Source organism: Labrys sedimenti, assembly GCF_034424805.1.
Classification (GTDB): Bacteria; Pseudomonadota; Alphaproteobacteria; order Rhizobiales; family Labraceae; genus Labrys; species Labrys sedimenti.
The window spans coordinates 184380-208962 of record NZ_JAXOUF010000002.1 but is presented as its reverse complement, the minus strand read 5'-3'; the positions used below and the strand labels follow the sequence as shown (position 1 = coordinate 208962).

The following is a 24583-nucleotide window of genomic DNA, read 5'->3' as shown; positions in this document are numbered from 1 at the left end:
CGTACTGGTACCTTTCCCAAAGGGAAATCCACTTGCTTTTAGCGGCGCATCGGCCTAAACGCCGGTTCGCCCCAAACTCTTGTTGCGCGGCGTTGCAAGACAACACACCGGAACCAGAGCAATGACACGGAATGTGGACGGGGCATCTCCCGACATGACCGCAACCACAGGCGCCATCGATGGCACGACGCTGATTGCCTGGGGCTTTCAGCCCGGCAGGTGGTTCGGCCCGGCCCTGGCCGAGGCCAATCGCCTGCGCCGGGCCGGCGCGGATGACGATACCATCTTCGCCGCCCTGCAGGCCATGCAGCCGGTCGAGACCCTGCTGCGCACCAATGGCATGCCCTATGGCATCTTCCTCGACGCCGAAGGCGAGCTCGAACAGGCCAACCTCGCCGCCGTGACCGCGCATATGGACGCACTCATGCGGGTGCCGACCATCGTTGCCGGCGCCGTGATGCCCGACGCCTGCCCTTCCGGCACCGCTCTCGGAACCATTCCGGTCGGCGGCGCGGTCGCCTGCGAGGACGCCATTCATCCCGGCTTTCATTCCGCCGATATCTGCTGCTCGGTGGCGATCACCGTGTTTGCGCGCAAGGATGATCCCAGGCGCATCCTCGATGCCGTCCAGGCGGTGACCCATTTCGGCCCCGGCGGTCGCAAGGCGATGATCGTCCCGGATTTCGCGCCCGATATCGATGCCACGCTGCAGGCCAATCCCTTCCTGCACGGGCTCGGCAACATCGTGCTCGGCCATTTCGGCTCGCAGGGCGACGGCAATCACTTTGCCTATGTCGGCCATCTCAGCTCCAGCGGCCAGCCGGCGCTGGTGACCCATCACGGCTCGCGCGGACTTGGTGCCCAGCTCTACAAGCGCGGCATGGCGGCCGCCCGCAAGCACACCCAGATCGTGGCGCCCCGGGTGCCGGCCCACAATGCCTGGCTGAAGGCCTCGAGCGAAGAGGGGCGGGCCTATTGGCAAGCCCTGCAATTCGCGCGGAGCTGGACCAAGGCCAGCCATTTCGCCATTCACGACCTGGCCGCGAGGTCGCTCGGCAATGCCGTAGCGGACCGGTTCTGGAACGAGCACAATTTCGTGTTCCGGCGCAATGACGGGCTCTACTATCACGGCAAGGGGGCGACGCCGTCCTGGCCCGGCTTCTCGCCGGACGATGACGGCCGCACGCTGATCCCGCTCAACATGGCCGAACCGATCCTGATCACGGCGCATCGCGACCGCAAGGAGGCCCTCGGTTTCGCTCCGCACGGGGCGGGCCGCAATCTCAGCCGCTCGGCCTTTTTGCGTCAGGAAAAGCCGGACCTGCCCGAGGGCATCGACGTGCGCTTCTATTGCGGCAAGGCAGATCTGTCCGAATTGCCGCAGGCCTACAAGAATGCCGCCGCGGTGCGGGCCCAGATCGACAAATACGGCCTCGCCGAGGTGGTCGACGAGGTCCTGCCCTATGGCTCGATCATGGCCGGCGACTGGGAACAGGACGCACCCTGGCGCAAGAAGCGGAGTTGAGACTGCGAACTCGCCGGCATCTTGCCCGTTCCTGCACCCTTGCCTTTTCCGCGCGGGAAAAACGGACAAGATGCCGCGTGGCAGGCCGCATCATCGTTTCAATGGTTTCACCATCATGATGTTGGCATGTCCCCGCGGATAGTCCTCGATCGATGCCAGCCGCCGGAACCCGTACTTCTCGTAGAAGGCGGGCGCCTGGAAGGTGTGGGTCGTCAGCACGATCTGACAGCAGCCCCGACGGAGCGCCTCTTCCTCGGCCGCCGCCAGGAGGCGCACACCGAGCCCCTGCCGACGACGGTCTTCGGCGACCCAAAGCGTCTTGATCTCGCAGCAACCGCCCCAACTATGCCCGTGCAGCCCGGCATAAAGCTCTCCCTCGGCAGAGCGCAGCAGAATGGCCAGGATCCGTGCATCGCGGATGCCGGTGCGTTCGATATTGTCCTGGTCCAGCAGATCGTCGAGCCGCTGGAGATCTGAGGGAACAGGATCGTCGAAAACCGAAATCGGGCCCTCGTCAGGCATGGACTTTGCCTTCAATGTTCGTTGAAGAAGGCGATCTCGTCGGCGAAGGCCTCCTGCGCCATTGGAAAGTCGAAGCCCTGGAAGACATGGCAGCCGCCCGGCCACAGCCTGAGCGTCGTGGCATTGCCAGCCGCTTCCCAGCGTCCCGCCATGAACACGCTATCATCCAGCAGGGCGTCATAGGTTCCGACGGAGAACAGGGCCGGCGGCATGCCCTTCAGATCGCCATAGAGCGGGGAAACCTCGGGCGAGCGCAGATCGACGCCATCGGGCACGCAGGCCCGCACGAACAGCGCGATGTCGCGCGGCGTCAGGATCAGCTTGCCGCGATCGAAGCTGCGCGCGCTCGGCGTCATGCCGAGATCGTAGCAGCCGGCGATGAGATTGGCCCCCGCGAAGGGCGTGAGGCCATGCCGATCGCGCAGGCGCTGCAGCGTCAGCGCCGAGAGATGGGCGCCGGCGCTCTCGCCGCCGATAAAGAAGCGCTTGGTGCGGAAACGCCGGCTGCCTTCTGACGCCAGCCACAGCGCCGCCGCCTCGCAATCGTCCGGTCCGGCGGGAAAGGGGTGTTCCGGCGCCAGGCGATATTCCACCGAAATGCAAGCCATGCCGGTGGCCGCCACGATCTTCTCAAGGCTCTCGTCCTGGAAGTCGGATTGGTTGAACATCCAGCCGCCGCCATGGATATGCAGATAGACGCCGGTCGGCGCCTCGGGTGCGATGATGCGGAGCGGCACCTTGCCCTGCTTGCCGTCGATCTCCAGCACTTCTGCCCGGGCGCTCTTGCCCTGTAGCGGGAAGATTCCCTTGCCCTGGCGCCGGGTCTCGCGGATCAGTTCGGGCGGGAAGGACCACAGATCCGGCAGAGCGCTCATCTTGGCGATGATGTCGGCATTGAGCGCCGCCGTGGTCTCGGCCACGGCATCGGGAGCAAACACGGCAGGGTCGACAGAGGGCATGAGCTTGAATCGCCTTGATAGGATGGCGCACAGTGCCGGGAACCGGCAAGGTCGGCAAGGCCCCCGCCGCCCCCCTCGCGTGGCCTTTCGCAACAGGAAGGACCCGGGCGCGGCAACTCAACCCTTCTCATCGGACCGGAAAACCGCTATCCCTAGCACCTTGAAAGGTGGCAATAGCGAGACCCATGATTCCTGACGAGACAGAGATCGAACGCCCGCAGAACCCGCATGGTGACGCCGGCTCCGGGGATACTCGCGCCAAAACCGTCTTCATCAAGTCCTATGGCTGTCAGATGAACGTCTATGACAGCCAGCGCATGGCCGACACGCTGGCGCCGACGGGCTATGTGGAGACCACCAATCCCGACGAGGCCGACCTCGTCATTCTCAATACCTGCCATATCCGCGAAAAGGCCGCCGAGAAGGTCTATTCGGAGATCGGACGCCTGCGCGTGGCACGCGACGAACGCCGCCGGCAAGGTGGCGACCTCAAGATCGCCGTCGCCGGCTGCGTCGCCCAGGCCGAGGGCCAGGAGATCCTCAGGCGTGCGCCCGCCGTCGACCTGGTGGTCGGGCCCCAGGCCTATCACCGCCTGCCGGAGCTGCTCGCCAAGGCGGACGGTACGGCCAAGCCCGTCGATACCGACTTTCCGGTCGAGGATAAATTCACCATCCTGCCGGCACCGCGCCGGGAGAAGACCCTCGCACGCGGCCCTTCCGCCTTCGTTACCGTGCAGGAAGGCTGCGACAAGTTCTGCACCTTCTGCGTGGTGCCCTATACGCGCGGTGCCGAGACTTCGCGGCCGGTTGCCGCCATCGTCGCCGAGGTCGAGCGCCTGGCCGATGCCGGCGTGCGCGAGATCAGCCTGCTCGGCCAGAACGTCAACGCCTATCATGGCGAAGGTCCGGACGGGCGCGCCTGGACGCTGGGCCAGCTCGTGCATCGCCTCGCCCGCATCGAACCGGTGGTGCGTCTGCGCTACACCACCTCGCATCCGCGCGATATGGACGACAGCCTGATCGAGGCCCATCGCGACCTGCCGGCGCTGATGCCCTTCCTGCACCTTCCGGTGCAGTCGGGCTCGGACCGCATTCTGGATGTCATGAATCGCAAGCATACAGCAGCCGACTATCTCAGGCTCATCGAGAAGATTCGGCAGGCCCGGCCCGACATGGCATTTTCTTCCGACTTCATCGTCGGCTTCCCCGGCGAGACCGATGCCGATTTCGAGGCGACCCTGCGGCTGATCGGGGAGGTCACCTATGTGTCGGCCTATTCGTTCAAATATTCGCCGCGCCCGGGCACGCCGGGCGCAGGCATGACGGATCAGGTCGACGAAGCGGTAAAGGCCGCCCGCCTTGCACGGCTGCAGGCCCTGACCGAAAACCACCAGAAGGCCTTCAACCAGGCCAGCATTGGCCGCACCATGGACGTGCTGTTCGATCGCAAGGGCAAGCGCCCGGGCCAGATCGCCGGCCGCACTCCCTATCTCCAGGCCGTGCAGATCGAGGCGGATGACAGCCTGATCGGCACGGTGGCGCCCGTCGAGATCACGGCCACGGGCGCCTGGTCGTTGCATGGCGCACTATCCGGCGCCGATCTCCGGGAGGCCGTTGCTTGAAAGTGGACGAGGAACGACGGACACGCATGACAACGCAATCCCCATCCCTGCCGACGGCAGACACCACCGCGGAAATCGTCACGGCCTTCGAGGACAACCGGCTCGCCACGCTCCTCTTCGGCCAGCATGACCAGAACCTCGCCTTCATCGAGCGCAAGCTCGGCATCGAGGCGACGGCCCGGGGCAATCATGTCGCCTTGCGCGGCGCCCGGGATAGCGTCGAGCAGGCCAAGCGCGTGCTGGAGAGCCTGTATCAGCGCCTGCGCTCCGGCCAGCAGATAGCGCTGGGCGATGTCGACGGCGCCCTGCGCATGGCCGGCTCGCAAGGCGTGCTGTTCACGCCGGAAGGCAAGCCGAAAGTGGCCACGACCGGCGGCGCAGCCTCCGTCGGCACCCGCAAGAAGACGATTGCCGCCCGCACCCCGGCGCAGGACGCCTATATCAGGGCGCTGCAGAAGCATGAGCTGGTGTTCGCCACCGGCCCTGCCGGCACCGGCAAGACCTATCTGGCCGTGGCCCATGCCGCGGCGCTGATCGAGAAGGGCGAGGCCGACCGGCTGATCCTGTCCCGCCCCGCCGTCGAGGCGGGCGAGAGGCTCGGCTTCCTGCCCGGCGACATGCGCGAGAAGGTCGATCCCTATCTCAGGCCGCTCTATGACGCGCTCTACGACATGATGCCGCCGGAGCGTGTCGAGCGCGGGCTGACCTCGGGCATGATCGAGGTGGCGCCGCTCGCCTTCATGCGCGGGCGCACGCTCGCCAATTCGGTGGTGCTGCTGGACGAGGCCCAGAACTGCACCTCGATGCAGATGAAGATGTTCCTCACGCGCCTGGGCGAAGGCTCGCGCATGATCATCACCGGCGATCCGACCCAGATCGACCTGCCGCCCGGCCAGAAATCTGGCCTGATCGAAGCGGTGGACCTGTTGAAAGACATCCCGGAAATCGCCATCTGCCGATTCAACGCTGCCGATGTCGTGCGCCATGAACTGGTCGCCAAGATCGTGCGGGCCTATGAGGCGAAGGATTCCAGCAAGCCCTCGGGCGAAGCCAAGTCATGAGCAATGCCGTCACCATCGAGATCGCTCAGGAGAGCGATCTCTGGCAGGATGCCGATGCCATCGAAGCCCTGATCACGCGTGCGGTGGCCAGGAGCGTCGATGTCGCGGCACTTGCCCATGCACCGGGAGCCGAACTCTCGATCGTCCTGACCGACGATGCCTCCATCCGACAGATCAATGCCGAATGGCGTGGCAAGGACAAGGCCACCAACGTGCTGTCCTTCCCGCAGGCCGTGGGAGACGCGATCGCGACGGTACCGATGCTGGGCGACATCATCTTCGCGCATGAGACGATCGCGCGGGAAGCCGAGGAATCCTCCGTGAGCTTTGCCGACCATCTCAGTCACCTCACCGTGCACGGCCTCCTGCATCTGTTCGGCCATGATCATTTGAACGATGCCGAAGCCGAGGTGATGGAAGCGCTGGAAGTGCGCATTCTTGCCGATCTCGGTATCGCCAATCCCTATGCCGACGCGCCCTTGTTGCGCGAAGCCAGCTAGCGCGCAGAGCCATGTCCGACAGCAACGATCGAAGTAGCAGCCAACCCAGTGCTTCCCAGGAGGCCCAGCATGAAGGCCTGTTCGGGCGGATCAAGTCCGCTCTCGGGCTGAAATCGGCTCCCTCCATCCGCGAGGATCTTGCCGACGCGCTGGAGAATACGCGCGCCGGGGAGGATTCCAGCTTCTCCCCGGAGGAGCGCGCCATGCTCAAGAACATCCTCGGCCTGCGCGGCAAGCGCGTCGACGATGTGATGGTGCCCCGGGCCGACATCGTGGCCGTGCCGCTCGACATTTCCCTGGGCGACCTGCTCAAGGTGTTCCAGACGGCGGGCCATTCGCGCCTGCCTGTCTACAACGAGACGCTGGACGATCCGCGCGGCATGGTGCACATCCGCGATTTCGTGGCTTGGCTGGCGTCGCGAGCCGCCATCGCCGCACGCCGGAGCCGCAAAGTCCGCGAGAGCGACGCCGCCAAGGACGGCGAGACTGCCAAGCCCTCGCCCAAGGAAGCGGCCCTCGCCCTGGGCAACATCACCCTGTCGACGCCGCTCAGTTCGGTGAAGTCCCTGACACGGAACGTGCTGTTCGTACCGCCTTCGATGCCCCCGATCGACCTGCTCGCCAAGATGCAGGCCACCCGCACCCAGCTTGCTCTCGTGATCGACGAATATGGCGGCACGGACGGCCTGGTCTCGATGGAGGACATCGTCGAGATCGTGCTCGGCGACATCGAGGACGAGCATGACGAGGATGACGGCGACATGATCGTCGCCTCCGGCGAAGGCATCTTCACCGCCGATGCCCGCGCCGATCTCGAGGACGTCGCTGCCGCCATCGGCCTGGAGATGCACGAGGACGAGATCGAGGCCGATGTCGACACGCTCGGAGGCTGGCTGGTGACACTGGCCGGCCGCGTGCCGGTGCGCGGCGAGATCGTGCAGGGACCAGGCCAGCTCGAATTCGAGATCCTCGACGCCGATCCGCGCCGGGTGAAGCGGGTCCGCATCCATACGGCCGGGAGCGGCATCACCCGCCCGCGCGACGGGCGAAAGCGCGAGAAGAAGGTGGTGTCCCCTGCCGATGAAGCGGCCGCAGCCGCCGATGGCGAGAGGACCCCGGCGAACGAAACCAGCGGCGACGGCGCCACGTGATCGCTGCACTTGCGTCCCGTCTGGCCGGGCTGCGGGGCTGGCGGCGCATGGCCATCGCCTTCCTGGCGGGTGCCGTTGCGGCGCTGGCCATGGCCCCGTTCAATGCCTTTCCGGTGCTGGCCGTCAGTTTTCCGGTAGCGATCTGGCTGCTGGACGGTGTCGCCTTCCCCGCTCCGAAGAACCCGCCCCGCCGTTTCTGGCACAGTATCGGCTCGGCGGCTCGGCTCGGCTGGTGCTACGGCTTCGGCTATTTCCTGGCAGGCTTGTGGTGGATCGGCAATGCCTTCCTCGTCGATGCCGACCAGTTCGCCTGGCTGCTGCCCTTTGCCGTCATACTCCTGCCCGCCGGCCTTGCCTTCTTCCATGCCGCCGGGTTTGCGCTGGCGCGCCTGCTATGGTCACGGGGCACGGCCCGAATCCTCGCCTTCGCCGTTGCCATGGCCGCTGTCGAATGGCTGCGCGGCCATATCCTGACCGGTTTTCCCTGGAACCTGTTCGGCTACGCGCTCGCAGAGGAACTCCATCTGGCGCAAAGCCTGTCCCTGATCGGGGCCTATGGGCTCACTCTCGTGGCGCTCATCCTGTTCTCCACGCCTGTCGCCTTGGTGCGGCGCGGCGGCTGGCGCTGGCCGGCCTTGTCCGTCGCTGTCCTCGTCGCGATGGCGGCCTTCGGCGTATGGCGCCTCGGCCAACATCCCACCGGCTTCGTCGACGGGGTGCAGCTGCGCATCATGCAGCCCGACCTGCCGCAGGATGCCAAGTTCAATCCCGCCCTGCGCAATGAAGTGCTGACGCGCTATCTCGCATTGTCGCGCCGGCCGGCCGCCGACGGCAGCGACGGCCTTGCCAAAACAACCCACCTGATCTGGCCGGAATCGGCCTTTCCCTTTCTGGTGGCGCAGGATCCCGAGGCCCTCAAGGTACTCGGCGACCTGGTCGCGCCCAAGGCCGTGCTGCTGACGGGTGCCGGCCGGGCAGAGGAGAATCTCGACGACGGCAGCTGGCGTTTCTTCAATTCCCTGCATGTCATCGACGCCACCGGCACCATCATCGGCAATTACGACAAGGTGCACCTCGTCCCCTTCGGCGAATATCTGCCCTATCAGTCCTTGCTCGAATCCCTCGGCTTCGAGCAATTGACCAAGCAGCGCGGCGGCTTTTCGACCGGCCCCGGCCTACGCACGCTCGACATTCCCAACGCGCCGCCCGCCGGCATCCTGATCTGCTACGAGGCGATCTTTCCGGGCGAGGTGATCGATCCGGCCAATCGTCCGGGCTGGCTGCTCAACGTCACCAACGACGCCTGGTTCGGCATCACACCGGGGCCCTACCAGCATTTCGCCGAGGTAAGGGCGCGGGCGATCGAGGAAGGGCTTCCCGTGGTCCGCGCCGGCAACAACGGCATTTCTGCCGTGATCGATCCGGTGGGGCGCATTGTCGCCAGCCTGCCGCTCGGCACCAGCGGCGTGCTCGATTCGCGCCTTCCCACCACCTTGCCGCCACCTGTGTTTGCCGCGGCCGGCACCGGTATTGTTGCCGGATTGTTTCTGATTGCCTTAATCGGTGCCGGCCTTGGTTGCCGAAACCATCGCCGACAGCTGCGGTAACACATATTTGTTACATCAGCGCCAAGCGGAAAGCGCGAGACCGACTGGATTTTCCCGCATAAGGAGGTATAGTCACCCGCCTGGTTGCAGGATGCATTTGAACTACTTCAGATTGCGCTGCCGTAATTGTATCTCTGGCATATCGCGCTTCCGCCACGTTGCGGCCGCAATTCATTTTCAAATTCGTCGCTGTATTTTCAAATATTTACTAGTGATCTGGAGTTAATATTATGATCAAGAAAGTACCCAATCCCATTGATCAGCACGTCGGCAGCCGCGTCCGTATCAGGCGCGTCCTGGTAGGCATGAGCCAGGAGAAGCTCGGCGAGGCGCTTGGCCTTACCTTTCAGCAGGTACAGAAATATGAAAAGGGCACCAATCGCATTGGTGCGAGCCGGCTGCAGCAGATCGCCTCGATCCTGGGCGTCACCATTTCCTTCTTCTTCGAAGGCCTGCCACCCGAGACCGGCGCCGTGCACACGGCTGAACATGCCGACGAGAGCGATACCTCGCACGTCATCGAATTCCTGTCGACCACCGAGGGTCTGCAGCTGAACAAGGCCTTTGCCCGCATCAAGGATCCGAAGGTGCGCCGCCGGGTCGTCGACCTCGTCTCCACGCTCAGCCAGGAACACGCGGCCTGAGCCATGGAACGGGCCTGAAGGTGCCCTTCCGGCTTCGTTGCACTCTGCCTGGTTTGGCAATATCGCCAGACCGGGCAGAGTGACGAAAAATCGCTCCAGCGTTCCTTTAAACGAACAAAACGTACGATTTGCCGCTTGACGACGAAGCCTCCCCTCGCCAAAACGGGATGATACCAAGTTCCATTTTGGCGTGGAGAAACATTCGTGTCCCGTTCCGACTATTTGTTTACCAGCGAGTCGGTCGCTGAAGGCCACCCCGACAAGGTCTGCGATCGCATCTCCGACGAAATCGTCGACTTGTTCTACCGCGAGGCGGCGAAGACCGGAATGGACCCCTCCCAGGTGCGCGTCGCCTGCGAAACCCTCGCCACCACCAACCGCCTGGTGATCGCCGGCGAATATCGCGGTCCCGAGACCGTCACCAAGGGCAAGATCAAGAGCGCCGCCCGTCGCGCCGTTAAGGCGATCGGCTATGAGCAGGACGGCTTCCACTGGAAGAAGGCCAAGATCGAGGTCCTGCTGCACGGCCAGTCCCCCGACATCGCCCAGGGCGTTGATATTTCCGGCAACAAGGACGAAGGCGCAGGCGACCAGGGCATCATGTTCGGCTATGCCTGCCGCGAGACGCCGGAGCTGATGCCGGCTCCGATCTATTACGCCCACAAGATCCTTGAGGACATCACCAAGGCCCGCAAGTCGGGTGAGCTTGGCATGCTCGGCCCCGACGCCAAGAGCCAGGTCACGGTGAAGTATGAGAATGGCAAGCCGGTCGGCGTGACACAGATCGTGCTCTCCACCCAGCATCTCGACGAGAAGCTGACCTCCGGCGACATCAAGAAACTGGTCGAGCCCCATATCCTCAAGACCCTGCCGGAAGGTTGGGTTACCAAGGACACGGTCTGGCACGTCAACCCCACCGGCAAGTTCGTGGTCGGCGGTCCGGACGGCGATTGCGGCCTGACCGGCCGCAAGATCATCGTCGACACCTATGGCGGTGCGGCCCCCCATGGCGGTGGCGCCTTCTCCGGCAAGGACCCGACCAAGGTCGACCGCTCGGCCGCCTATGCGGCACGCTACCTCGCCAAGAACGTGGTGGCGGCCAAGCTGGCCGATCGCTGCACCATCCAGCTCGCCTACGCCATCGGCGTTTCCGAGCCGCTGGCGATCTATGTCGACCTGCACGGCACCGGCAACGTCTCCGAGGAGAAGGTCGAGAAGGCGCTGCGTGACGTGATGAGCCTGACGCCGCGCGGCATCCGCGAACACCTCAACCTCAACAAGCCGATCTATGCCCGCACCTCCGCTTATGGCCATTTCGGCCGCAAGTCGGCCCGCGACGGCGGCTTCTCCTGGGAGAAGACCGATCTCGCCGACGCGATCAAGAAGGCCGTGCGCGCCTGATCCGAAACCGACAATCGACACAAAGCCTCTCCCGCTTGCCGGGAGGGGCTTTTTTCATAAGGCTTTGCTTCGGTGGGTATGGGTCGTGACTGAAGACGACAAGGACAAGTTCGGCAACGGCATGGATGCCCCGCCTCGCGGCCATGGCGCCTTCTTCGGCCGCCGCAAGGGCAAGACCCTGCGGCCAGGGCATGCCGATTTGGTGTCCGGTTCGCTGCCGCATTTGCGTCTCGACCTCACCGCCCCGGCTCCCACGGATCTTGGCTCCCTGTTCCCGGGGTCCGTTGGCGAGATCTGGCTCGAAATCGGCTTTGGCGGCGGCGAGCACCTCACCCAACGCGCCGGCGAGAATCCGCAAATCGGCTTCATCGGCTGCGAGGCCTATGTCAACGGCACCGCCAAGATGCTGGCGCAGATCGAACAGAACGGGCTCGCCAATATCCGCTTGTGGGACGACGACGCCAAGGCAGTGGTGGACTGGCTGCCGGCCGGCTCGATCGCACGCATCTATCTGCTCTATCCCGACCCCTGGCCCAAGCGGCGCCATCGCAAGCGCCGTTTTCTGGGCGAGGAGATGCTGACGCGCCTGGCTCGTATTCTCAAGCCGGGCGGGGAGCTGCGCTTTGCCACCGACATCGACGATTACGCCGCCTATGCCCTGGCGCGCGTGGCGCGCTCGTCCGAGTTCGAATGGACGGCCGAGCGCCAGGCCGACTGGCTGACGCCCTGGGAAGGCTGGCGCTCCACCCGCTACGAAGCCAAGGCGTTGAGGGAAGGCCGGCGCGGCGCCTATTTCACCTTCAGGCGGGTGTAGCCCGCCGGGATCGCCGGCAACCCGCGGGCCTCTTGGATGCCCGACGCCTGACGATGACCAGCATGCAGCAATGATGCCGACGGTCCCAGGAGGATTTCTCCAGGCGAGCCCTATCGCGCTGTCAATCGGGCCAATACTCCTTCCAGGGCAGCATCCGCCGCAGCGTCGCCTCCGCCCTTGAGGGGCCCGTCGAGTTGCCCCATCAGCAGGAGATGGGCATAGCCGTGCACGACCGACCAAGTCTGCAGCAAGATGTCGAGTTGGTCGCGTTCAAGAGGCCCGTCACTGGCCTTGGTTACCAGACGAATGGCGGTCTCGAGTTCGGCGAAGGCCTCCTGCCCGGCATCCCTTAGGACCGGATCCGCGATATTGAGCCGATGCCGGTTGAAGGTGAGCCGGAATCTCTCCGGATATTGGCGGGCGAAGGTGACATAGCCGCGCCCGATCGCCCGCAACCGGGCCTCCGGCTCGTCGATGCCGGCGCGGGCCTGGCGCATGAAGAGCGTGAGCGTCTCGAACCCCAGCGCCGCCACCGCGGTCAGCAGGCCCGCAACATCACCGAAATGATGCGCGGGCGCGGCGTGAGAGACACCCGCGCGGCGGGCGCACTCGCGAAGCGTGAAACCCTCGACACCGCGTTCGGCCAGGACGAGTTCGGCGGCAGCGAGCAGCGCAGCCCGGAGGTCACCATGATGATAGCCGGCCTTATGCGCCGCCGATCCCTGTTGCTCCACTTCCTTCCCGCTCCGCATCACCGGCACCGCCGCTCCATTGCTCGGCACCGACCCTACTATCGACCACGATCTTGACAATGTCAAAATAACTGCCATCCTAATCTTGACACTGTCAAGTTGAGGATATCGACATGGTTCTCGACCAAGCTTTCACGCTCGACCAGGCCTTCTCCTGGGCCGGAATGCTCGCTCTCTGCGGCTGGATCGTCCTTGCCCTGTCGCCCTTGCGTCCGGCCCTCGCCCAGCTGATCGCCGCCAGATTCGTTCCGATCGTGCTCGGCCTTGCCTATGCCGTCCTGCTCTTTCACTTCTGGGGCGAGGCTGCAGGCGGCTTCGGCTCTCTCGGCGATGTCGCCGCATTGTTCAGCCATCGCGGCCTGCTCCTGGCCGGCTGGCTGCATTACCTCGCCTTCGACCTGCTGGTCGGAGCCTGGGAGGTGCGCGAGGCGAGACAATCCGGATTGCCGCATCTGGCCGTCCTGCCCTGTCTCGCCCTCACCTTCCTGTTCGGTCCCGTCGGTTTCCTCACGTTCCTGGTCCTGCGCAGCGCCTGGCTTCGGGGCCACTCCCGCCGCCAAGGAGAGCTCGCATGACGACGAACACGCCAAGCCTTCGCCTTGCCTATCGCCCGCATGTGCTTGCCCGGGCCGTGATGGATGACCTGCTGAGACGCGAGCGCCTGCTGGCACAAGGCGGCTTCATCCTCCTGGCGCTGATGGCCCCGACCTTCATAGCGCTGGGGATCGACGACAGGACACTCAACGGCATCTCCGTCTGGATCAAGCCGCTGAAATTCCAGTTCTCCGTCGCCCTCTATCTCCTGACCCTGGCCTGGTTCGTCGGCGCCCTGCCCGAAGAGACGCGCCGCGGGCGGACGGTCAGGATCCTCGTCACCCTCGCCCTTGCCGCAAGCACCTTCGAGATCGGCTACATCGCTCTCCAGGCCGCCAGGGGTCTTGCCTCGCATTACAATGTGGCCGATCCGTTCCACCAGCTGATGTACACATTGATGGGCATCGGTGCGGTGACGTTGACAGCCGCAAGCCCTGCCTTGGCGGTCTTATTGCTGCGACACCGCCCCCAAGCCTGGTCGACGGCGTTCTGGCTGTCGGTCCTGCTCGGGCTGACGCTCACTTTCATGCTCGGGGTGGGCTCCGGCAGCGTTCTTTCCGCCGGCAACGGCCATTGGATCGGCGGCGTGCGCACGGATGCGACGGGCGTGCCGGTCTTCGGCTGGTCGCGCACCGGCGGCGACCTCAGGGTGGCCCACTTCCTCGGGCTGCACGCCCTGCAGATCATGCCTGTCCTGGGCCTTGTCGCCGAGCGTTGGGCGCGAGGCCGCACAGCCTCTTTCATCGTCTGCGCCGCCGCGCTCGCCTATGGCGCGGCCACCCTTTTCGTCTTCGTCCAGGCCTTGCGGGGTATTCCCTTCATACCGGCGTGAGAACGGGCGACCGGCTCACTTCTTGCGGCCGAACCAACCCTTCTTTTCCGGCTCGGCCGGGGCCTCCTCGCCTTCCGGCTTGGGCGAGATCGCCTGGCCGAACTTCTCGAAGAAGTCGCCGGCCAGCTTCTTGGCGGTGCCGTCGATCAGGCGGGCGCCGAGTTGGGCGATCTTGCCGCCGACATCGGCCTTGGCTTCGTAGTGGAGGATGGTCGCGTCTTCGCCATCGGCCTCGAGGCGTACGGTGGCCCCGCCCTTGGCAAAACCGGCGACACCGCCCTGGCCCTCGCCCGAAATGGTGTAGCCGTTGGGCGGATCGAGATCCGACAGTGTCACCTTGCCGTTGAAGGAGGCCTTGACCGGACCGATCTTCAGCACGGCCTTGGCGGTCATCTCGGTCGGCGAGACCAGTTCGATCGCTTCGCAGCCCGGAATGCATTGCTTGAGGATCTCGGGATTGTTCAGGCCTTCCCAAACCTTCTCGCGTGAGGCCTCGATACGCTGCGAACCGCTCATATCCATGGAACTGCTCCTCCCGGGCCATATGCCCTTTTGCTTCATAGATCATGACCGGCTGCCAGGGAGCAAGGCAAGGATGTAAATTTGATGATGCCTGCTGTCGTCACGCCCGGCCTCCCGTAATCCAGCCGCAACCCTTGTTGCCTATCGGTAGGCCACAACGAGGACAGTTCGAATCATGAATCGAAACATATCCCCTGGCGGACGGGCAGCCGTAGCACGCGGTTTCTTGGGCCTGTTGCTGATGAATGGTCCCGTTTTCGCCCAGACGGCTCCCATCGCCAGCGGCGGCGAGACCGTGACCATCGCCGGCATCGAGAACATCCTGATCCGGCATCCCCAAGCCAAAGGCAGCATCATCCTGCTCACCGGCGGCGATGGCCGGCTCGAAGTCGGTCCCAACGGCCAGTTTCGCACCGGCGCCGACAATGTCCTCATCCGCAATCGCGATGGCTTTGCGGCCAGGGGCTATAATGTCCTGCTGGTCGACAAGGGCACCAACCTTGTCACGGCGGTCGATACCATGGCGGGCCTGAAACGGCCGGTCACGGTCGTGGCCACCTCAGCCGGCACGCCGCGAACGGCCGAGGGCCTGGCGAGGGGAGCCAAGCCGGACCGGCTGGTGCTGACTTCAGGCTTCCTCAGCAAGGAGTCCGGTCCCTCGCCGAGCGTCATGGCCATCCTCGGTTCCCCAAGGCTGCTGCCTCCCACCCTGGTGGTGCATCACCGGCAGGATGGCTGCCGCTTCACCAAGCCGGCCGGCGTCGCGCCCTTCCAGGCCTGGGCCGGCGAGCGGGTCACGGTGACATGGCTGGAGGGCGGCCGGCAAACCGGCAATCCCTGCCGATCCCGCGCGCATCACGGCTTCAACGGCCAGGATGCGGAACTGGTCTCGCTCATCACCTCGTTTGCCGGGCAATAGCACCTTCGGGCGCGTCATTCGCCGAAACCGAACGCACCTTCGGGATCCATGGCCTGATGCAGCCGTCCGGCTGCCAGCCGGGCGAGCAGCAGGGTCAGGACCTTGCGCGTCGGCGCGGCAAGGCGCTGCTCGGGGGCATCCCGCAGCAGCGTGCCGCCATAGGCGTCGGCCACGATGCTGCCGGCCTCCTCGGGTAGCAGGGCCAGCGGAAAATCCGGCCCGACGGCGAAGAAAAGCCGGTCGCAATAAGCCAGATAATCGGGCCATTTGTGGTCGACCTGGAAATCCGTCACCGAGGACTTGATTTCCACGATCCAGATCTCGCCCTTGCGCCCCACCGCGAGGAGATCGGCACGGCGGCCGTTGGGCAGCGTCACCTCCGGCACCGGCGTCAGGCCGTATTGGCGCAGCAGCCGGCTGGCCCCGCGCTGGATCGTCAGGGCCATCGCGGATTGGCGGCCATCAATGGGCAGGACCGGCAGCGACACCGTCAGGTTCCCTCGCTTCGAAAAACCGGCCTCATCGGCCCGATGCAGTTCATTCAAGCGCCTACAAGTTTGCACGACTTTGTCATTGCCGGGCTTGACCCAGCAACCCAGCTCTTCCTGCCGGTTGCGCCCGTGCCTTCTGGATAGCCGGGTCAAGCCCGGCTATGACAAATCGGCGTTTTTCCTCCCCAAGTGGGCTGCATCAGCATCAGCCTCATCGTCCCGCCTTTTCCCGTCGCCTCTCCACCGAGGAAGCGATCCGCATTGATTCGCGATATTTGGCCACGGTGCGCCGGGCGATGTCGATGCCGTCCTTGCGCAGCAGCGCGACGATGGTGTCGTCGGACAGGATGGCATCGGGTGCTTCGGCGTCGATCATCTGGCGGATGCGGTGGCGCACGGCCTCGGCCGAATGCGCTTCGCCCCCTTCCGCGTTCGAGATCGAGGCGGTGAAGAAATATTTCAGCTCGAACAGGCCGCGGGCCGAGGCGATGAACTTGTTGGCGGTAACACGCGACACTGTCGATTCATGCATGCCGATGGCATCGGCCACGGTCTTGAGATTGAGCGGGCGCAGATATTGCACGCCGAGGGCGAAGAAGGCGTCCTGCTGGCGCACGATCTCGGTGGCGACCTTAAGGATGGTGCGCGCACGCTGCTCCAGGCTGCGGGTCAGCCAGTTCGCCGTCTGCAGCGCCTCGGTCAGGAAGGTCTTGTCGGCCTCGCTGCGGGCCGTGCGTGCCACCCGGGCATAGTAGTTCTGGTTGACCAGCACGCGCGGCAAGGTATCGGGGTTGAGCTCCACCATCCAGGTTCCGTCGGGTGCAGCGCGCAACAGCACGTCCGGCACCACCGGCTGAACCGGCGTGGAGCCGAAAGCCAGGCCCGGCTTGGGGGTAAGGCCACGCAATTCGGCGATCATCTCGGCCACATCCTCCTCGTCGACGCCGCACAGGCGCCGCAGGGCCGGGATGTTGCGCTTGGCCACCAGCTCCAGATTGTCGAGCAGCGTCGCCATGGCAGGATCGAGCCGGTTGCGCTCCTTGAGCTGGAGCGCCAGGCACTCCTTCAGCGAACGGGCGCCGACGCCGCTCGGCTCGAAGCCCTGCACGAGGGCAAGCACGGCCTCCACCTCCTGGAGCGATGCCCCCAGGCGTTCGGCGAGTTCCGTGAGATCACCGACGAGATAACCGGTCTCGTCGATCATATCGATGATGAAATGGCCGATCAGCCGGCGCCTGGGATCGCGGGTCGCCAGAGCGAGCTGCGTCTCCAGATGATCGGCCAATGAAAGATCGGCCGCGGCCATGCCCTCGTAATTGACGTCGTCGCCACCGCCATGCCCGCCCGCGCCGACATTCGACCAGGACGAGACATAGGGGTCGCTCCCGGCCAATTGTTCGATCGCCGCCGGCGCTTCCGGCCTGTCGGCCGGCAGCTCGTCGGGAAAGACGTTGTCGAGATCGGTGCCGAGCCCCGCTTCCATCGCCTCGCGGGAGGGGGCCATGTCGTCCTTGAGCCAATCGCCCGCAGCGGGATCGGCGGGCGCTGCCGCGAGTGTCTCGGGTTCGCGCGCGGTCTCGCCATCGGCGCGGTCCAGGATCGGGTTGCGCTCCAGTTCCGCCTCGACGTAGGCGGTGAGATCGAGGTTGGACAGTTGCAGAAGCTTGATCGCCTGCATCAATTGCGGCGTCATCACCAGCGACTGGGTCTGGCGGAACTCAAGCCTTTGCGACAACGCCATGAACGCGGACGATCCTGATTATTGGTCTTGTTGCGGGCAGCATCCTGCATGGACCGCGGCCAGAAGCAAGTTTCACGCCAGATTTTTCGATGCGCAAGCTTGCAAAAACGGAAAACCTTAAGCGTAAGCCGTGACGAAAGGCGTGGAAGGCGCGCTATGATGCCTTACCCCAGCCGAGAAATCGGCTAGGTAAGGGTGGAATGTGAAGAAGGGAAACTCCGATGGAAGGCGTCATCGTCGTCGATCACCCGCTGGTGCAGCACAAGCTCACTTTGATGCGCGACAAGAATCGCTCGACCAAGGGGTTCCGGCAGTTGCTCAACGAGATCGGCCGGCTGCTCTGCTACGAGGTCACCCGCGACCTGCCGCTGGAAATGGTCGAGATCGAGACGCCCTTGACCAAGATGCAGGCGCCACGCGTGGCCGGCAAGAAGCTGGTGCTGGCGCCGATCCTGCGTGCCGGCGAGGGCTTCCTCGAAGGCATGCTCGACCTCGTGCCCTCGGCCCGCGTCGCCCATATCGGGCTTTATCGCGACCCCGAAACACTGAAGGCCGTGGAATATTACTTCAAGGCGCCGCCCGACGTGGCGGAGCGCCTGGTGATCGTGCTCGACCCGATGCTGGCCACGGCCAACTCCGCCGTCGCCGCCATCGAGCGGCTGAAGGCGCGCGACGTCAAGGATATCCGCTTCGTCTGCCTGCTCGCGGCGCCCGAAGGCATCAAGCATCTGCGCGAGGCCCATCCCGACGTGAAGATCTGGACGGCGGCGATCGACAGCCATCTCAACGACCACGGCTATATCGTGCCGGGGCTGGGCGATGCCGGCGACCGTATCTACGGAACGAAGTGAGGCGGGCCGCTTCCTTGATCAGCCCTTAATTGCTTGCCATCCTCGCCGAGTTCACATTGTTTCCACGGCGGCCGCATGCGCATTCTTCTGATCGAGGACGATCCGATGATCGGAAAGGCGCTGCTGCAGGCGCTTGGCGATGCCGGCATGGCGGTGGACTGGGTCCGCGACGGCCCGGACGGTGAAGCGGCCCTGCGGCAACACGGCTATTCCGTCGTGCTGCTCGACAACGGCCTGCCCGGCAAGAGCGGCTTTGAACTGCTGCGCGATCTCCGGCGGGCCGGCGACACCACACCCGTTTTGATCATCACCGCCAGGGATGACCTCGACCATCGCGTCGATGGTCTCGACCTCGGTGCCGACGACTACATCGTCAAGCCCTTCGAGATGCGCGAGCTGCAGGCCCGGATCCGCGCCGTACTGCGTCGCCGCCATGGCGGCCAGGCCGTCTCCACGCTGGTCCATGGCGACCTCGAGCTCGACCTCGAAAGCCACCGCGTCACCTATCGCGGCCAAAGCCATGTGCTGACCGCGCGGGTGTTTTCCCTGCTGCTGGCGCTGATGGAGCGTCCCGGCGCGATCGTCTCCCGCAGCCAGCTGGAGGAGCGCCTCTATGGCTGGGGAGAGGAAGTCGAAAGCAATGCCGTCGAGGTATTGATCCATGCCATCCGCAAGAAATTCGGCAAGGATATCATTCGCAATTCGCGCGGAGCCGGCTGGATGATTGCAAAGGACGCTCCCTGATGTCGCTGCGCTGGTCGAGCCTGATCGCCATCGCCGCCGTGCTGCTGGTGGTCGGCATCGGCGCCGCCCTCGCCTCCTACTTTGCCGTGCGGCGCGAGGCCCATCGCTTCCTCGACAAGCAGTTGCAGCAGGTCGCCGTCTACGCTCTCGATGCCCGCAGCCTGCGCCCCGCCATCAAAAGCACACGCAATCGCGAGGATGATCTCCTCGTTCAGGTCTGGGACGGCGCCGACGCGCCGATGCGCTCGACCAATCCCGCCATCGCCATCCCACGCAGCAGCGGTACCGGCTTCTCGAACGAGACCGTCGCCGGCCATGACTGGCGGGTCTATACCCTGGTCGAGGGCGAGCGCACCGTCCAGATCGCCCAGCAGATCGAAGCGCGCACGGAACTGGCCGAGCACGCGGCCCTCGGCGCGGTGCTGCCGATCATCATCCTCATCCCGGTCGCCTGGCTTTTTCTCGGCCTGGTCATCTATTGGGTGATGAAACCGCTTGGCCGTGTCGCCACCACCCTGGCCGCGAGATCGGCCGCCGACACCACGCCTATTCCGGCAGCCGGGGTGCCATCCGAGGTCCTGCCGCTCGTCGCTGCGATGAATCAATTGCTGTCCCGCCTGCAACAGACGCTGGAACGCCAGCGCCGCTTCATCTCCGATGCCGCGCACGAGTTGCGCACCCCGCTTGCCGCGCTCACCCTGCAGATCGGCAATCTCAGGCCCCTTTCCCGCGGTGCGGCATTGCACACAAGGCTCGACGACCTGGAGGCAGGTGCCAGGCGCGCCACCCATCTCACCAACCAGATGCTCCAGCTCGCCCGCCTGGAAGCCGGCACGGGCGGCCAGGACCGCACGCCCCTGGACTTCGGCGTACTGGCCGAGGCTTGCGTTACCGATCTCGAACCGATCGCCAAGGCCCGCGGACTGCACCTGAGCATGCGGCGGCACGGTGAGGTTCCGCTTGTCGGCGATACCAGGGAATTGCGGACGCTGCTCACCAATCTGATCGAGAATGCGCTGCACTACACCCCCTCGGGAGGCGCGATCACCGTCGAGACCTTCGATGATGGCAGGCGCGGCATCCGCATCACGGATAGCGGGCCGGGACTCGATCCAGGCCTGCTCGAACGCGTCTTCGAACGCTTCTTCCGGTCCGCACCACAGCATGTCGAGGGAACCGGACTGGGGCTGGCAATCGCCAGGTCCATCGCCACCGGCCACGGCATTGCCCTCACCCTTGCCAATCGGGCGGACCGCAGCGGGCTGGTGGCCGAACTCCTGGTTTCGCCTCACCCTGACGAGGAGATCGCGGGTGCTTCGGCAGGGTCGTGAAAAATGCGGTAGCCGGGCTGGTCGCAAGCCATTTTCATGGCCACATAGTCGACATATCCGGTTTGGCGATTGGAGCGGGCATGGTTGCGGACTGGCTTGATACCATCGGCGTTGCGGTCGAGCGGCGCGACATCGCCGCCGGCCTCACCCATGTGCCCGCCTCGCCCTTCCACCGGCTGGGTGTCCATGTCGGCAGGCCGGTCAACGCCTCCTGCCGTTGTGACGGCCAGCGCCACATCCGCATCCAGTCGGAAGGCGACATCGACATCGTTCCGGCTGGGTTGGACGGCGAATGGGAGGACGACGCCGATTGCACCATCCTGCGTCTATGGGTGAGCCCGGCCCTCTTGCGTAAGGCTGCCGAAGATCTGGAGATCGATCCCGAAAGGGTCCGGCTGATACCGCGTTTCCAGTGCCGCGACGCCCAGATCGAATATATCGCCAAAGCCTTGGCCGAGCCGGCACGTCGGACTCCGACCGACCGCCTGGTTGCCGAAGGTCTCGGTTCGGCCCTGGCCGTCCGCCTCATCGACGGACATGCGAGGCTGGCCGCCATTTCGGCAAGGCAGACCCTGTCAGCAAGACAGCGCGACCATCTGATCGAATTCATCGAAAGCCACCTCGACCATGATCTCTCCCTCGCGGTGGTGGCGCAGGTTGTCGGCATCAGCGTGCCACATCTCAAGGTGCTGTTCCGGCGCTCGTTCGGCCTGCCGGTGCACCAATATGTCATCCGGCGCCGGGTGGAACAGGCCAGGCGCCTGCTCGTGAACGGCGACCTGCCGATCAGCCAGGTTGCCTTGAGTGCGGGATTTGCCCACCAAAGCCATCTCGCCCATGCCATGAAGCGGGTCCTGGGTATAACGCCGGCCGGCCTCGTCCGCCTAAGACGGGAACAAGCAGCCTAAGGGGCGAGCAAGCACATATTTTCCATCCCTTTCTGCTTTGCGCGATCCTTTCGCGTGCGACGAAGCCGGCCGAAGCTTCTCCAATCGTGCCTCGACAGCAAGCGAGGACAAATACGATGTTCGTCATTCTGGGCGCCAACGGCAAAGTCGGCCGCCATTCGATCCAAATGCTCCGCCGGCTCGGCGCACCCGTGCGAGCCATCATTCGCAACGCGGATCATGCCGCGGCCCTGCGCGCCCTTGGCTGCGACGTTGCCATGGCCGATATCCATGACGGCCTGGCTCTGCGTCATGCCCTGCGGGACGCGCAGGCGGTTCAGGTCATCTGTCCCATCAGCCCGCGCAGCGACGATGCCGGTGCGCAAATGCAGGCATCGATCGAAGCGATCGCCGCAGCCTTGGCCGAAACCCGACCGGCATCCGTCCTGGCGATTTCGGACTATGGCGCCCACCATGCCAGCAAGACCGGCATCGCCCTGACCTTTCATCATCTGGAGGAGGCTCTTCGCGGCCTTGGCCTGCCCCTGACCGTGCTGAGATCGGCCGAGCATATGCAGAACTGGGCCCGGCTGTTGCCGCGCGCGATCGAAACCGGTGTCCTGGCCAGCCTGCATCATCCCGTCACCAAGCTGTTTCCCACGGTTTCAGCTGCCGACGTCGGAGAAATTGCCGCCCAGCTGCTGACGACTGGCTTCGACAGCGAGCTTCGTGTCTTTCACGCCGAAGGCCCGGAACGCTACAGCACGGTGGATGTCGCCTCGGCACTGGCCAGCCTCACCGGCCGGGAGATCGCGGCGCGGGAGCTGCCTCGCGCCCAATGGCTTCCCGCCTTGGTTCAGGGCGGCCTGAGCGCGAGCTACGCCGAGCTCGTCGCCGAGATGTACGATGCCCACAATGCCGGGCACATCGAGGTGGAGGCGGCCAGCGGGAGTGTCCGGCGTGGCGAGACCGGCCTGCGCCAGGTCCTGGCGGCCATGCTTGGCAGCCCCCTCTAAGTCTGCCCTAAGTCTGCAGGGTTAGAACACGCCAACGACAGATGGTCGGAGGCGAAGGTTGCGTAGCGGTTCTGTGTACAAATCCTTGGCCGGGCGCGGCATGGCGGCTGCCGCCCGGTTGAGGGGCATTCTTCTGGCCATGAGCCTAAGCGGCGCCGCCATCCTGGCCGCTGGCGCAACCTATCTGGGCCTGCAATATCTCGGCGGCAATTTCCACACCGTGGTGGCCGGTGAACTCTATCGCTCCGGCCAACCCACGCCCGGGCGGCTCAGGCACTATGTCCACGAGGCAGGCATCAGAACCGTGATCAATCTGCGCGGCAGGAACACCGGCACTGCCTGGTACGACGCCGAGATCGCCGAATCGGCCCGGCTCGGCGTCACCCATGTCGATTTCGCCATGTCCGCGTCACGTGAACTGAACGGCCTGCAGGCGGACGCCCTGGTGCAAGTGCTGCGCAATGCGGAAAAACCCATCCTGATCCATTGCGAAGGCGGGGCGGATCGCAGCGGCCTCGCCGCCGCGCTTTATCTGGCAGCGATCAGCAAGGCGAGCGAAGCGCAGGCGGAAAGCCAGATGTCCTTGCGCTTCGGGCATTTCTCGCTGCCCTTCCTGCGCAGCTATGCCATGGACGACACCTTCGAGAACCTCGAGGCGAGCCTCGGCTATACGAAAAGCTGAGGCCGTCCACCCGCGAGATCGCCTAAACCCACTCGCCCTTGCGCATCAGGGGTTCGGCCTTGCCGTCGGCGCCGATGCCGTCGATGTCGATCTCGCCCGAACCGATCATCCAGTCGATATGGATCAGGCTGTTGTTGGCGCCGCGCGAAGCGAGTTCTTCGGGGCTCAACGAGCCGCCATTGACGAAGCACTGGCTATAGGACTGTCCGAGCGCGATGTGGCTGGCGGCATTCTCGTCGAACAGCGTGTTGTAGAACAGCAGGCCGCTCTGGGAGATGGGCGAGGAAAACGGCACCAGCGCGACTTCGCCGAGATGCCGCGCGCCCGCATCGGTATCCAGCACCTTGGCGAGCACGTCCTTGCCGGTGGCGGCATCGGCCTCGACGATCCGCCCCTCTTCGAAGCGCACGGCGATCTTGTCGATCAGCGTGCCCTGGTAGGACAAGGGCTTGGTGGCGGAGACATGACCGCTCACCCGGTCGCGATGCGGCGTGGTGAAGACTTCCTCGGTCGGGATGTTGGGATTGCAGGTGATGCCATTCTTGGCCTTGGACGAGCCCCCGAGCCATTCATGCCCGTCGGCGAGACCGATGGTGAGATCTGTGCCCGGGCCGGTGTAATGCAGCGCGGCATAGCGCTTGTCGTTGAGATAGGCGGCACGGGCATGCAGGTTGCGGTTATGCTCGGCCCAGGCCGCGACCGGATCGTTCGAATCGATGCGCGAAGCAGCGAAGATGGCGTCCCACAACTTGGCGACGGCAACCTCCTCCGCCTCATTGGGGAACACGGCCTTTGCCCAGGCAGCGGAGGCGTAGGACACGATGTTCCAGTTGATGTCGAAGCCGACGATGCGTTTCTGCGCCGGCTTGTAGGCGGCCGAGCGCGCCTGATTGGCCCGCGCGATCCTGGCCGGATCCTGGCCTGCCAGCAGCGAGGGGTCTTCGCCGGCGATGGCGAGGCGGGCGGCCCCCCGGTCGAAGGCCGCGGCCATGCCGTCGAACAGCCAGCCCGAGGCGGTGTCGAAGGCGGCATCCGGCGCGAAGCGATAGCGTGCCAGCGTCGACTCCTCGTCGGAAAACAGGGTGGTGACCAGGCTGGCGCCCGCCTTGTAGGCGTGCTCGGTGATCCGGCGCACCAGGGGCAGGGCCTCGATCGAGGCCGTCATCACCAATTCCTGGCCGGGCGCGAGGCCGAGGCCGACCTTCACGGCCGTCTCGGCGAGCTTGTCGAGACGCTTGGAATGGCTCTCGGAGGGACTGGACATGACAAACCTCAAAAGGAAACAATCGAGCGCGCAGACCAGCAATGATGCCCTGCGCCGTCAAGCCCTTTGTCGGCACGACGGCGGCGAGAGGAAGATTAGGCCAATTCAGGGCGGTCTGGAACTTGACAGTGCCGGCTTTCGCGCGGCATTT

Annotated in this window: 25 protein-coding genes; 18 read left to right on the top strand and 7 right to left on the bottom strand. The window is 64.9% G+C overall.

Features of this window, described 5'->3' with window-relative positions:
• Window positions 1-154: 154 nt before the first annotated feature.
• The gene (locus U1R88_RS07385; protein ID WP_322430671.1) at window positions 155-1525 is read left to right on the top strand and encodes an RtcB family protein; all 1371 of its coding nucleotides are present in this window, start codon (window positions 155-157) and stop codon (window positions 1523-1525) included.
• 90 nt (window positions 1526-1615) lie between these two features.
• Here the strand turns inward: U1R88_RS07385 and U1R88_RS07380 are convergent, their stop codons facing one another.
• Together U1R88_RS07380 and U1R88_RS07375 are read right to left on the bottom strand one after the other, a co-directional pair.
• Complete coding sequence (locus tag U1R88_RS07380) at window positions 1616-2047, bottom strand: GNAT family N-acetyltransferase (RefSeq protein ID WP_322430670.1); 432 nt, start codon at window positions 2045-2047, stop codon at window positions 1616-1618.
• Between the two features lie 11 nt (window positions 2048-2058).
• The gene (locus U1R88_RS07375) at window positions 2059-3006 is read right to left on the bottom strand and encodes an alpha/beta hydrolase (RefSeq protein WP_322430669.1); all 948 of its coding nucleotides are present in this window, start codon (window positions 3004-3006) and stop codon (window positions 2059-2061) included.
• Between the two features lie 185 nt (window positions 3007-3191).
• On the opposite strand from U1R88_RS07375, the gene miaB reads away from it, so the two are divergent.
• The 8 genes from miaB to trmB all read left to right on the top strand — a co-directional run bounded on the left by miaB (window position 3192) and on the right by trmB (window position 11806).
• A complete protein-coding gene (gene miaB / locus U1R88_RS07370) occupies window positions 3192-4628 on the top strand; it encodes a tRNA (N6-isopentenyl adenosine(37)-C2)-methylthiotransferase MiaB (RefSeq protein ID WP_322430668.1) in 1437 nt (478 codons plus the stop codon).
• 26 nt (window positions 4629-4654) lie between these two features.
• Window positions 4655-5689, top strand: coding sequence for a PhoH family protein (locus U1R88_RS07365; protein ID WP_068288102.1), 1035 nt, complete (start codon window positions 4655-4657; stop codon window positions 5687-5689).
• A complete protein-coding gene (gene ybeY, locus U1R88_RS07360) occupies window positions 5686-6189 on the top strand; it encodes an rRNA maturation RNase YbeY (RefSeq protein WP_322430667.1) in 504 nt (167 codons plus the stop codon). The genes U1R88_RS07365 and ybeY overlap by 4 nt, the downstream gene beginning before the upstream one ends.
• Before the next feature lie 11 nt (window positions 6190-6200).
• Window positions 6201-7340 (top strand): hemolysin family protein, encoded by a 1140-nt coding sequence (locus U1R88_RS07355; protein WP_322430666.1) that lies wholly within the window; start codon window positions 6201-6203, stop codon window positions 7338-7340.
• A 47-nt stretch (window positions 7341-7387) separates the two neighbouring features.
• Window positions 7388-8947, top strand: a complete 1560-nt coding sequence (gene lnt, locus U1R88_RS07350) for an apolipoprotein N-acyltransferase (RefSeq protein ID WP_425545408.1) — start codon at window positions 7388-7390, stop codon at window positions 8945-8947.
• 230 nt (window positions 8948-9177) lie between these two features.
• On the top strand, window positions 9178-9591 hold the full coding sequence (locus U1R88_RS07345) for a helix-turn-helix domain-containing protein (protein WP_068288091.1): 414 nt from the start codon (window positions 9178-9180) through the stop codon (window positions 9589-9591).
• 204 nt (window positions 9592-9795) lie between these two features.
• On the top strand, window positions 9796-10992 hold the full coding sequence (metK, locus tag U1R88_RS07340) for a methionine adenosyltransferase (RefSeq protein ID WP_068288087.1): 1197 nt from the start codon (window positions 9796-9798) through the stop codon (window positions 10990-10992).
• A gap of 121 nt (window positions 10993-11113) precedes the next feature.
• A complete protein-coding gene (trmB, locus tag U1R88_RS07335; protein ID WP_322431352.1) occupies window positions 11114-11806 on the top strand; it encodes a tRNA (guanosine(46)-N7)-methyltransferase TrmB in 693 nt (230 codons plus the stop codon).
• A 110-nt stretch (window positions 11807-11916) separates the two neighbouring features.
• On the opposite strand, the gene U1R88_RS07330 is transcribed toward trmB, so the two are convergent.
• Complete coding sequence (locus U1R88_RS07330) at window positions 11917-12588, bottom strand: TetR/AcrR family transcriptional regulator (protein ID WP_322430664.1); 672 nt, start codon at window positions 12586-12588, stop codon at window positions 11917-11919.
• 83 nt (window positions 12589-12671) lie between these two features.
• On the opposite strand from U1R88_RS07330, the gene U1R88_RS07325 reads away from it, so the two are divergent.
• Window positions 12672-13133 carry an ABA4-like family protein gene (locus U1R88_RS07325; protein ID WP_322430663.1) on the top strand — a complete coding sequence of 154 codons (462 nt, stop codon included), beginning with the start codon at window positions 12672-12674 and terminating at the stop codon, window positions 13131-13133.
• Window positions 13130-13984 carry a hypothetical protein gene (locus U1R88_RS07320; RefSeq protein ID WP_322430662.1) on the top strand — a complete coding sequence of 285 codons (855 nt, stop codon included), beginning with the start codon at window positions 13130-13132 and terminating at the stop codon, window positions 13982-13984. The genes U1R88_RS07325 and U1R88_RS07320 overlap by 4 nt, the downstream gene beginning before the upstream one ends.
• Window positions 13985-13999: 15 nt before the next feature.
• Here U1R88_RS07320 and U1R88_RS07315 read toward each other — a convergent pair whose 3' ends face one another.
• Window positions 14000-14506, bottom strand: coding sequence for an SRPBCC family protein (locus tag U1R88_RS07315; protein ID WP_068288080.1), 507 nt, complete (start codon window positions 14504-14506; stop codon window positions 14000-14002).
• Window positions 14507-14747: 241 nt separating this feature from the next.
• Between U1R88_RS07315 and U1R88_RS07310 the strand changes: the two genes are divergently transcribed.
• Window positions 14748-15425 carry an alpha/beta fold hydrolase gene (locus U1R88_RS07310; protein ID WP_322430661.1) on the top strand — a complete coding sequence of 226 codons (678 nt, stop codon included), beginning with the start codon at window positions 14748-14750 and terminating at the stop codon, window positions 15423-15425.
• A gap of 14 nt (window positions 15426-15439) precedes the next feature.
• Here U1R88_RS07310 and U1R88_RS07305 read toward each other — a convergent pair whose 3' ends face one another.
• Both U1R88_RS07305 and rpoN read right to left on the bottom strand, forming a co-directional pair.
• Entirely contained in the window at window positions 15440-15913 is a 474-nt protein-coding gene (locus U1R88_RS07305; protein WP_082979737.1) for an MmcB family DNA repair protein, read from the bottom strand.
• Between the two features lie 214 nt (window positions 15914-16127).
• Entirely contained in the window at window positions 16128-17657 is a 1530-nt protein-coding gene (gene rpoN / locus U1R88_RS07300) for an RNA polymerase factor sigma-54 (RefSeq protein ID WP_322430660.1), read from the bottom strand.
• A gap of 221 nt (window positions 17658-17878) precedes the next feature.
• Between rpoN and upp the strand changes: the two genes are divergently transcribed.
• The 6 genes from upp (at window position 17879) to U1R88_RS07270 (ending at window position 23168) form a co-directional block, all read left to right on the top strand.
• On the top strand, window positions 17879-18508 hold the full coding sequence (upp, locus tag U1R88_RS07295; RefSeq protein ID WP_322430659.1) for a uracil phosphoribosyltransferase: 630 nt from the start codon (window positions 17879-17881) through the stop codon (window positions 18506-18508).
• Between the two features lie 75 nt (window positions 18509-18583).
• Complete coding sequence (locus U1R88_RS07290) at window positions 18584-19252, top strand: response regulator transcription factor (protein ID WP_322430658.1); 669 nt, start codon at window positions 18584-18586, stop codon at window positions 19250-19252.
• Entirely contained in the window at window positions 19252-20583 is a 1332-nt protein-coding gene (locus tag U1R88_RS07285; RefSeq protein ID WP_322430657.1) for an ATP-binding protein, read from the top strand. Before U1R88_RS07290 ends, U1R88_RS07285 begins: the two co-directional genes overlap by 1 nt.
• An 80-nt stretch (window positions 20584-20663) precedes the next feature.
• The gene (locus U1R88_RS07280; RefSeq protein WP_322430656.1) at window positions 20664-21491 is read left to right on the top strand and encodes a helix-turn-helix transcriptional regulator; all 828 of its coding nucleotides are present in this window, start codon (window positions 20664-20666) and stop codon (window positions 21489-21491) included.
• A 116-nt stretch (window positions 21492-21607) separates the two neighbouring features.
• Complete coding sequence (locus U1R88_RS07275; RefSeq protein WP_322430655.1) at window positions 21608-22486, top strand: NmrA family NAD(P)-binding protein; 879 nt, start codon at window positions 21608-21610, stop codon at window positions 22484-22486.
• Between the two features lie 100 nt (window positions 22487-22586).
• Entirely contained in the window at window positions 22587-23168 is a 582-nt protein-coding gene (locus U1R88_RS07270; protein ID WP_425545407.1) for a phosphatase domain-containing protein, read from the top strand.
• A 22-nt stretch (window positions 23169-23190) separates the two neighbouring features.
• Here the strand turns inward: U1R88_RS07270 and U1R88_RS07265 are convergent, their stop codons facing one another.
• Window positions 23191-24432 carry an aminopeptidase gene (locus tag U1R88_RS07265; RefSeq protein WP_322430653.1) on the bottom strand — a complete coding sequence of 414 codons (1242 nt, stop codon included), beginning with the start codon at window positions 24430-24432 and terminating at the stop codon, window positions 23191-23193.
• Between the last annotated feature and the right edge of the window lie 151 nt (window positions 24433-24583).

What these genes read in the sequence shown, in the direction of transcription:
- U1R88_RS07385 (WP_322430671.1), top strand. Translation starts at nt 155, where the DNA reads ATGACCGCAACCACAGGCGCCATCGATGGCACGACGCTGATTGCCTGG.
- U1R88_RS07380 (WP_322430670.1), bottom strand. Translation starts at nt 2,047, where the DNA reads ATGCCTGACGAGGGCCCGATTTCGGTTTTCGACGATCCTGTTCCCTCA.
- U1R88_RS07375 (WP_322430669.1), bottom strand. Translation starts at nt 3,006, where the DNA reads ATGCCCTCTGTCGACCCTGCCGTGTTTGCTCCCGATGCCGTGGCCGAG.
- miaB (WP_322430668.1), top strand. Translation starts at nt 3,192, where the DNA reads ATGATTCCTGACGAGACAGAGATCGAACGCCCGCAGAACCCGCATGGT.
- U1R88_RS07365 (WP_068288102.1), top strand. Translation starts at nt 4,655, where the DNA reads ATGACAACGCAATCCCCATCCCTGCCGACGGCAGACACCACCGCGGAA.
- ybeY (WP_322430667.1), top strand. Translation starts at nt 5,686, where the DNA reads ATGAGCAATGCCGTCACCATCGAGATCGCTCAGGAGAGCGATCTCTGG.
- U1R88_RS07355 (WP_322430666.1), top strand. Translation starts at nt 6,201, where the DNA reads ATGTCCGACAGCAACGATCGAAGTAGCAGCCAACCCAGTGCTTCCCAG.
- lnt (WP_425545408.1), top strand. Translation starts at nt 7,388, where the DNA reads ATGGCCATCGCCTTCCTGGCGGGTGCCGTTGCGGCGCTGGCCATGGCC.
- U1R88_RS07345 (WP_068288091.1), top strand. Translation starts at nt 9,178, where the DNA reads ATGATCAAGAAAGTACCCAATCCCATTGATCAGCACGTCGGCAGCCGC.
- trmB (WP_322431352.1), top strand. Translation starts at nt 11,114, where the DNA reads ATGGATGCCCCGCCTCGCGGCCATGGCGCCTTCTTCGGCCGCCGCAAG.
- U1R88_RS07325 (WP_322430663.1), top strand. Translation starts at nt 12,672, where the DNA reads ATGGTTCTCGACCAAGCTTTCACGCTCGACCAGGCCTTCTCCTGGGCC.
- U1R88_RS07320 (WP_322430662.1), top strand. Translation starts at nt 13,130, where the DNA reads ATGACGACGAACACGCCAAGCCTTCGCCTTGCCTATCGCCCGCATGTG.
- U1R88_RS07315 (WP_068288080.1), bottom strand. Translation starts at nt 14,506, where the DNA reads ATGGATATGAGCGGTTCGCAGCGTATCGAGGCCTCACGCGAGAAGGTT.
- U1R88_RS07310 (WP_322430661.1), top strand. Translation starts at nt 14,748, where the DNA reads ATGAATGGTCCCGTTTTCGCCCAGACGGCTCCCATCGCCAGCGGCGGC.
- rpoN (WP_322430660.1), bottom strand. Translation starts at nt 17,657, where the DNA reads ATGGCGTTGTCGCAAAGGCTTGAGTTCCGCCAGACCCAGTCGCTGGTG.
- upp (WP_322430659.1), top strand. Translation starts at nt 17,879, where the DNA reads ATGGAAGGCGTCATCGTCGTCGATCACCCGCTGGTGCAGCACAAGCTC.
- U1R88_RS07290 (WP_322430658.1), top strand. Translation starts at nt 18,584, where the DNA reads ATGCGCATTCTTCTGATCGAGGACGATCCGATGATCGGAAAGGCGCTG.
- U1R88_RS07285 (WP_322430657.1), top strand. Translation starts at nt 19,252, where the DNA reads ATGTCGCTGCGCTGGTCGAGCCTGATCGCCATCGCCGCCGTGCTGCTG.
- U1R88_RS07280 (WP_322430656.1), top strand. Translation starts at nt 20,664, where the DNA reads ATGGTTGCGGACTGGCTTGATACCATCGGCGTTGCGGTCGAGCGGCGC.
- U1R88_RS07275 (WP_322430655.1), top strand. Translation starts at nt 21,608, where the DNA reads ATGTTCGTCATTCTGGGCGCCAACGGCAAAGTCGGCCGCCATTCGATC.
- U1R88_RS07270 (WP_425545407.1), top strand. Translation starts at nt 22,587, where the DNA reads ATGGCGGCTGCCGCCCGGTTGAGGGGCATTCTTCTGGCCATGAGCCTA.
- U1R88_RS07265 (WP_322430653.1), bottom strand. Translation starts at nt 24,432, where the DNA reads ATGTCCAGTCCCTCCGAGAGCCATTCCAAGCGTCTCGACAAGCTCGCC.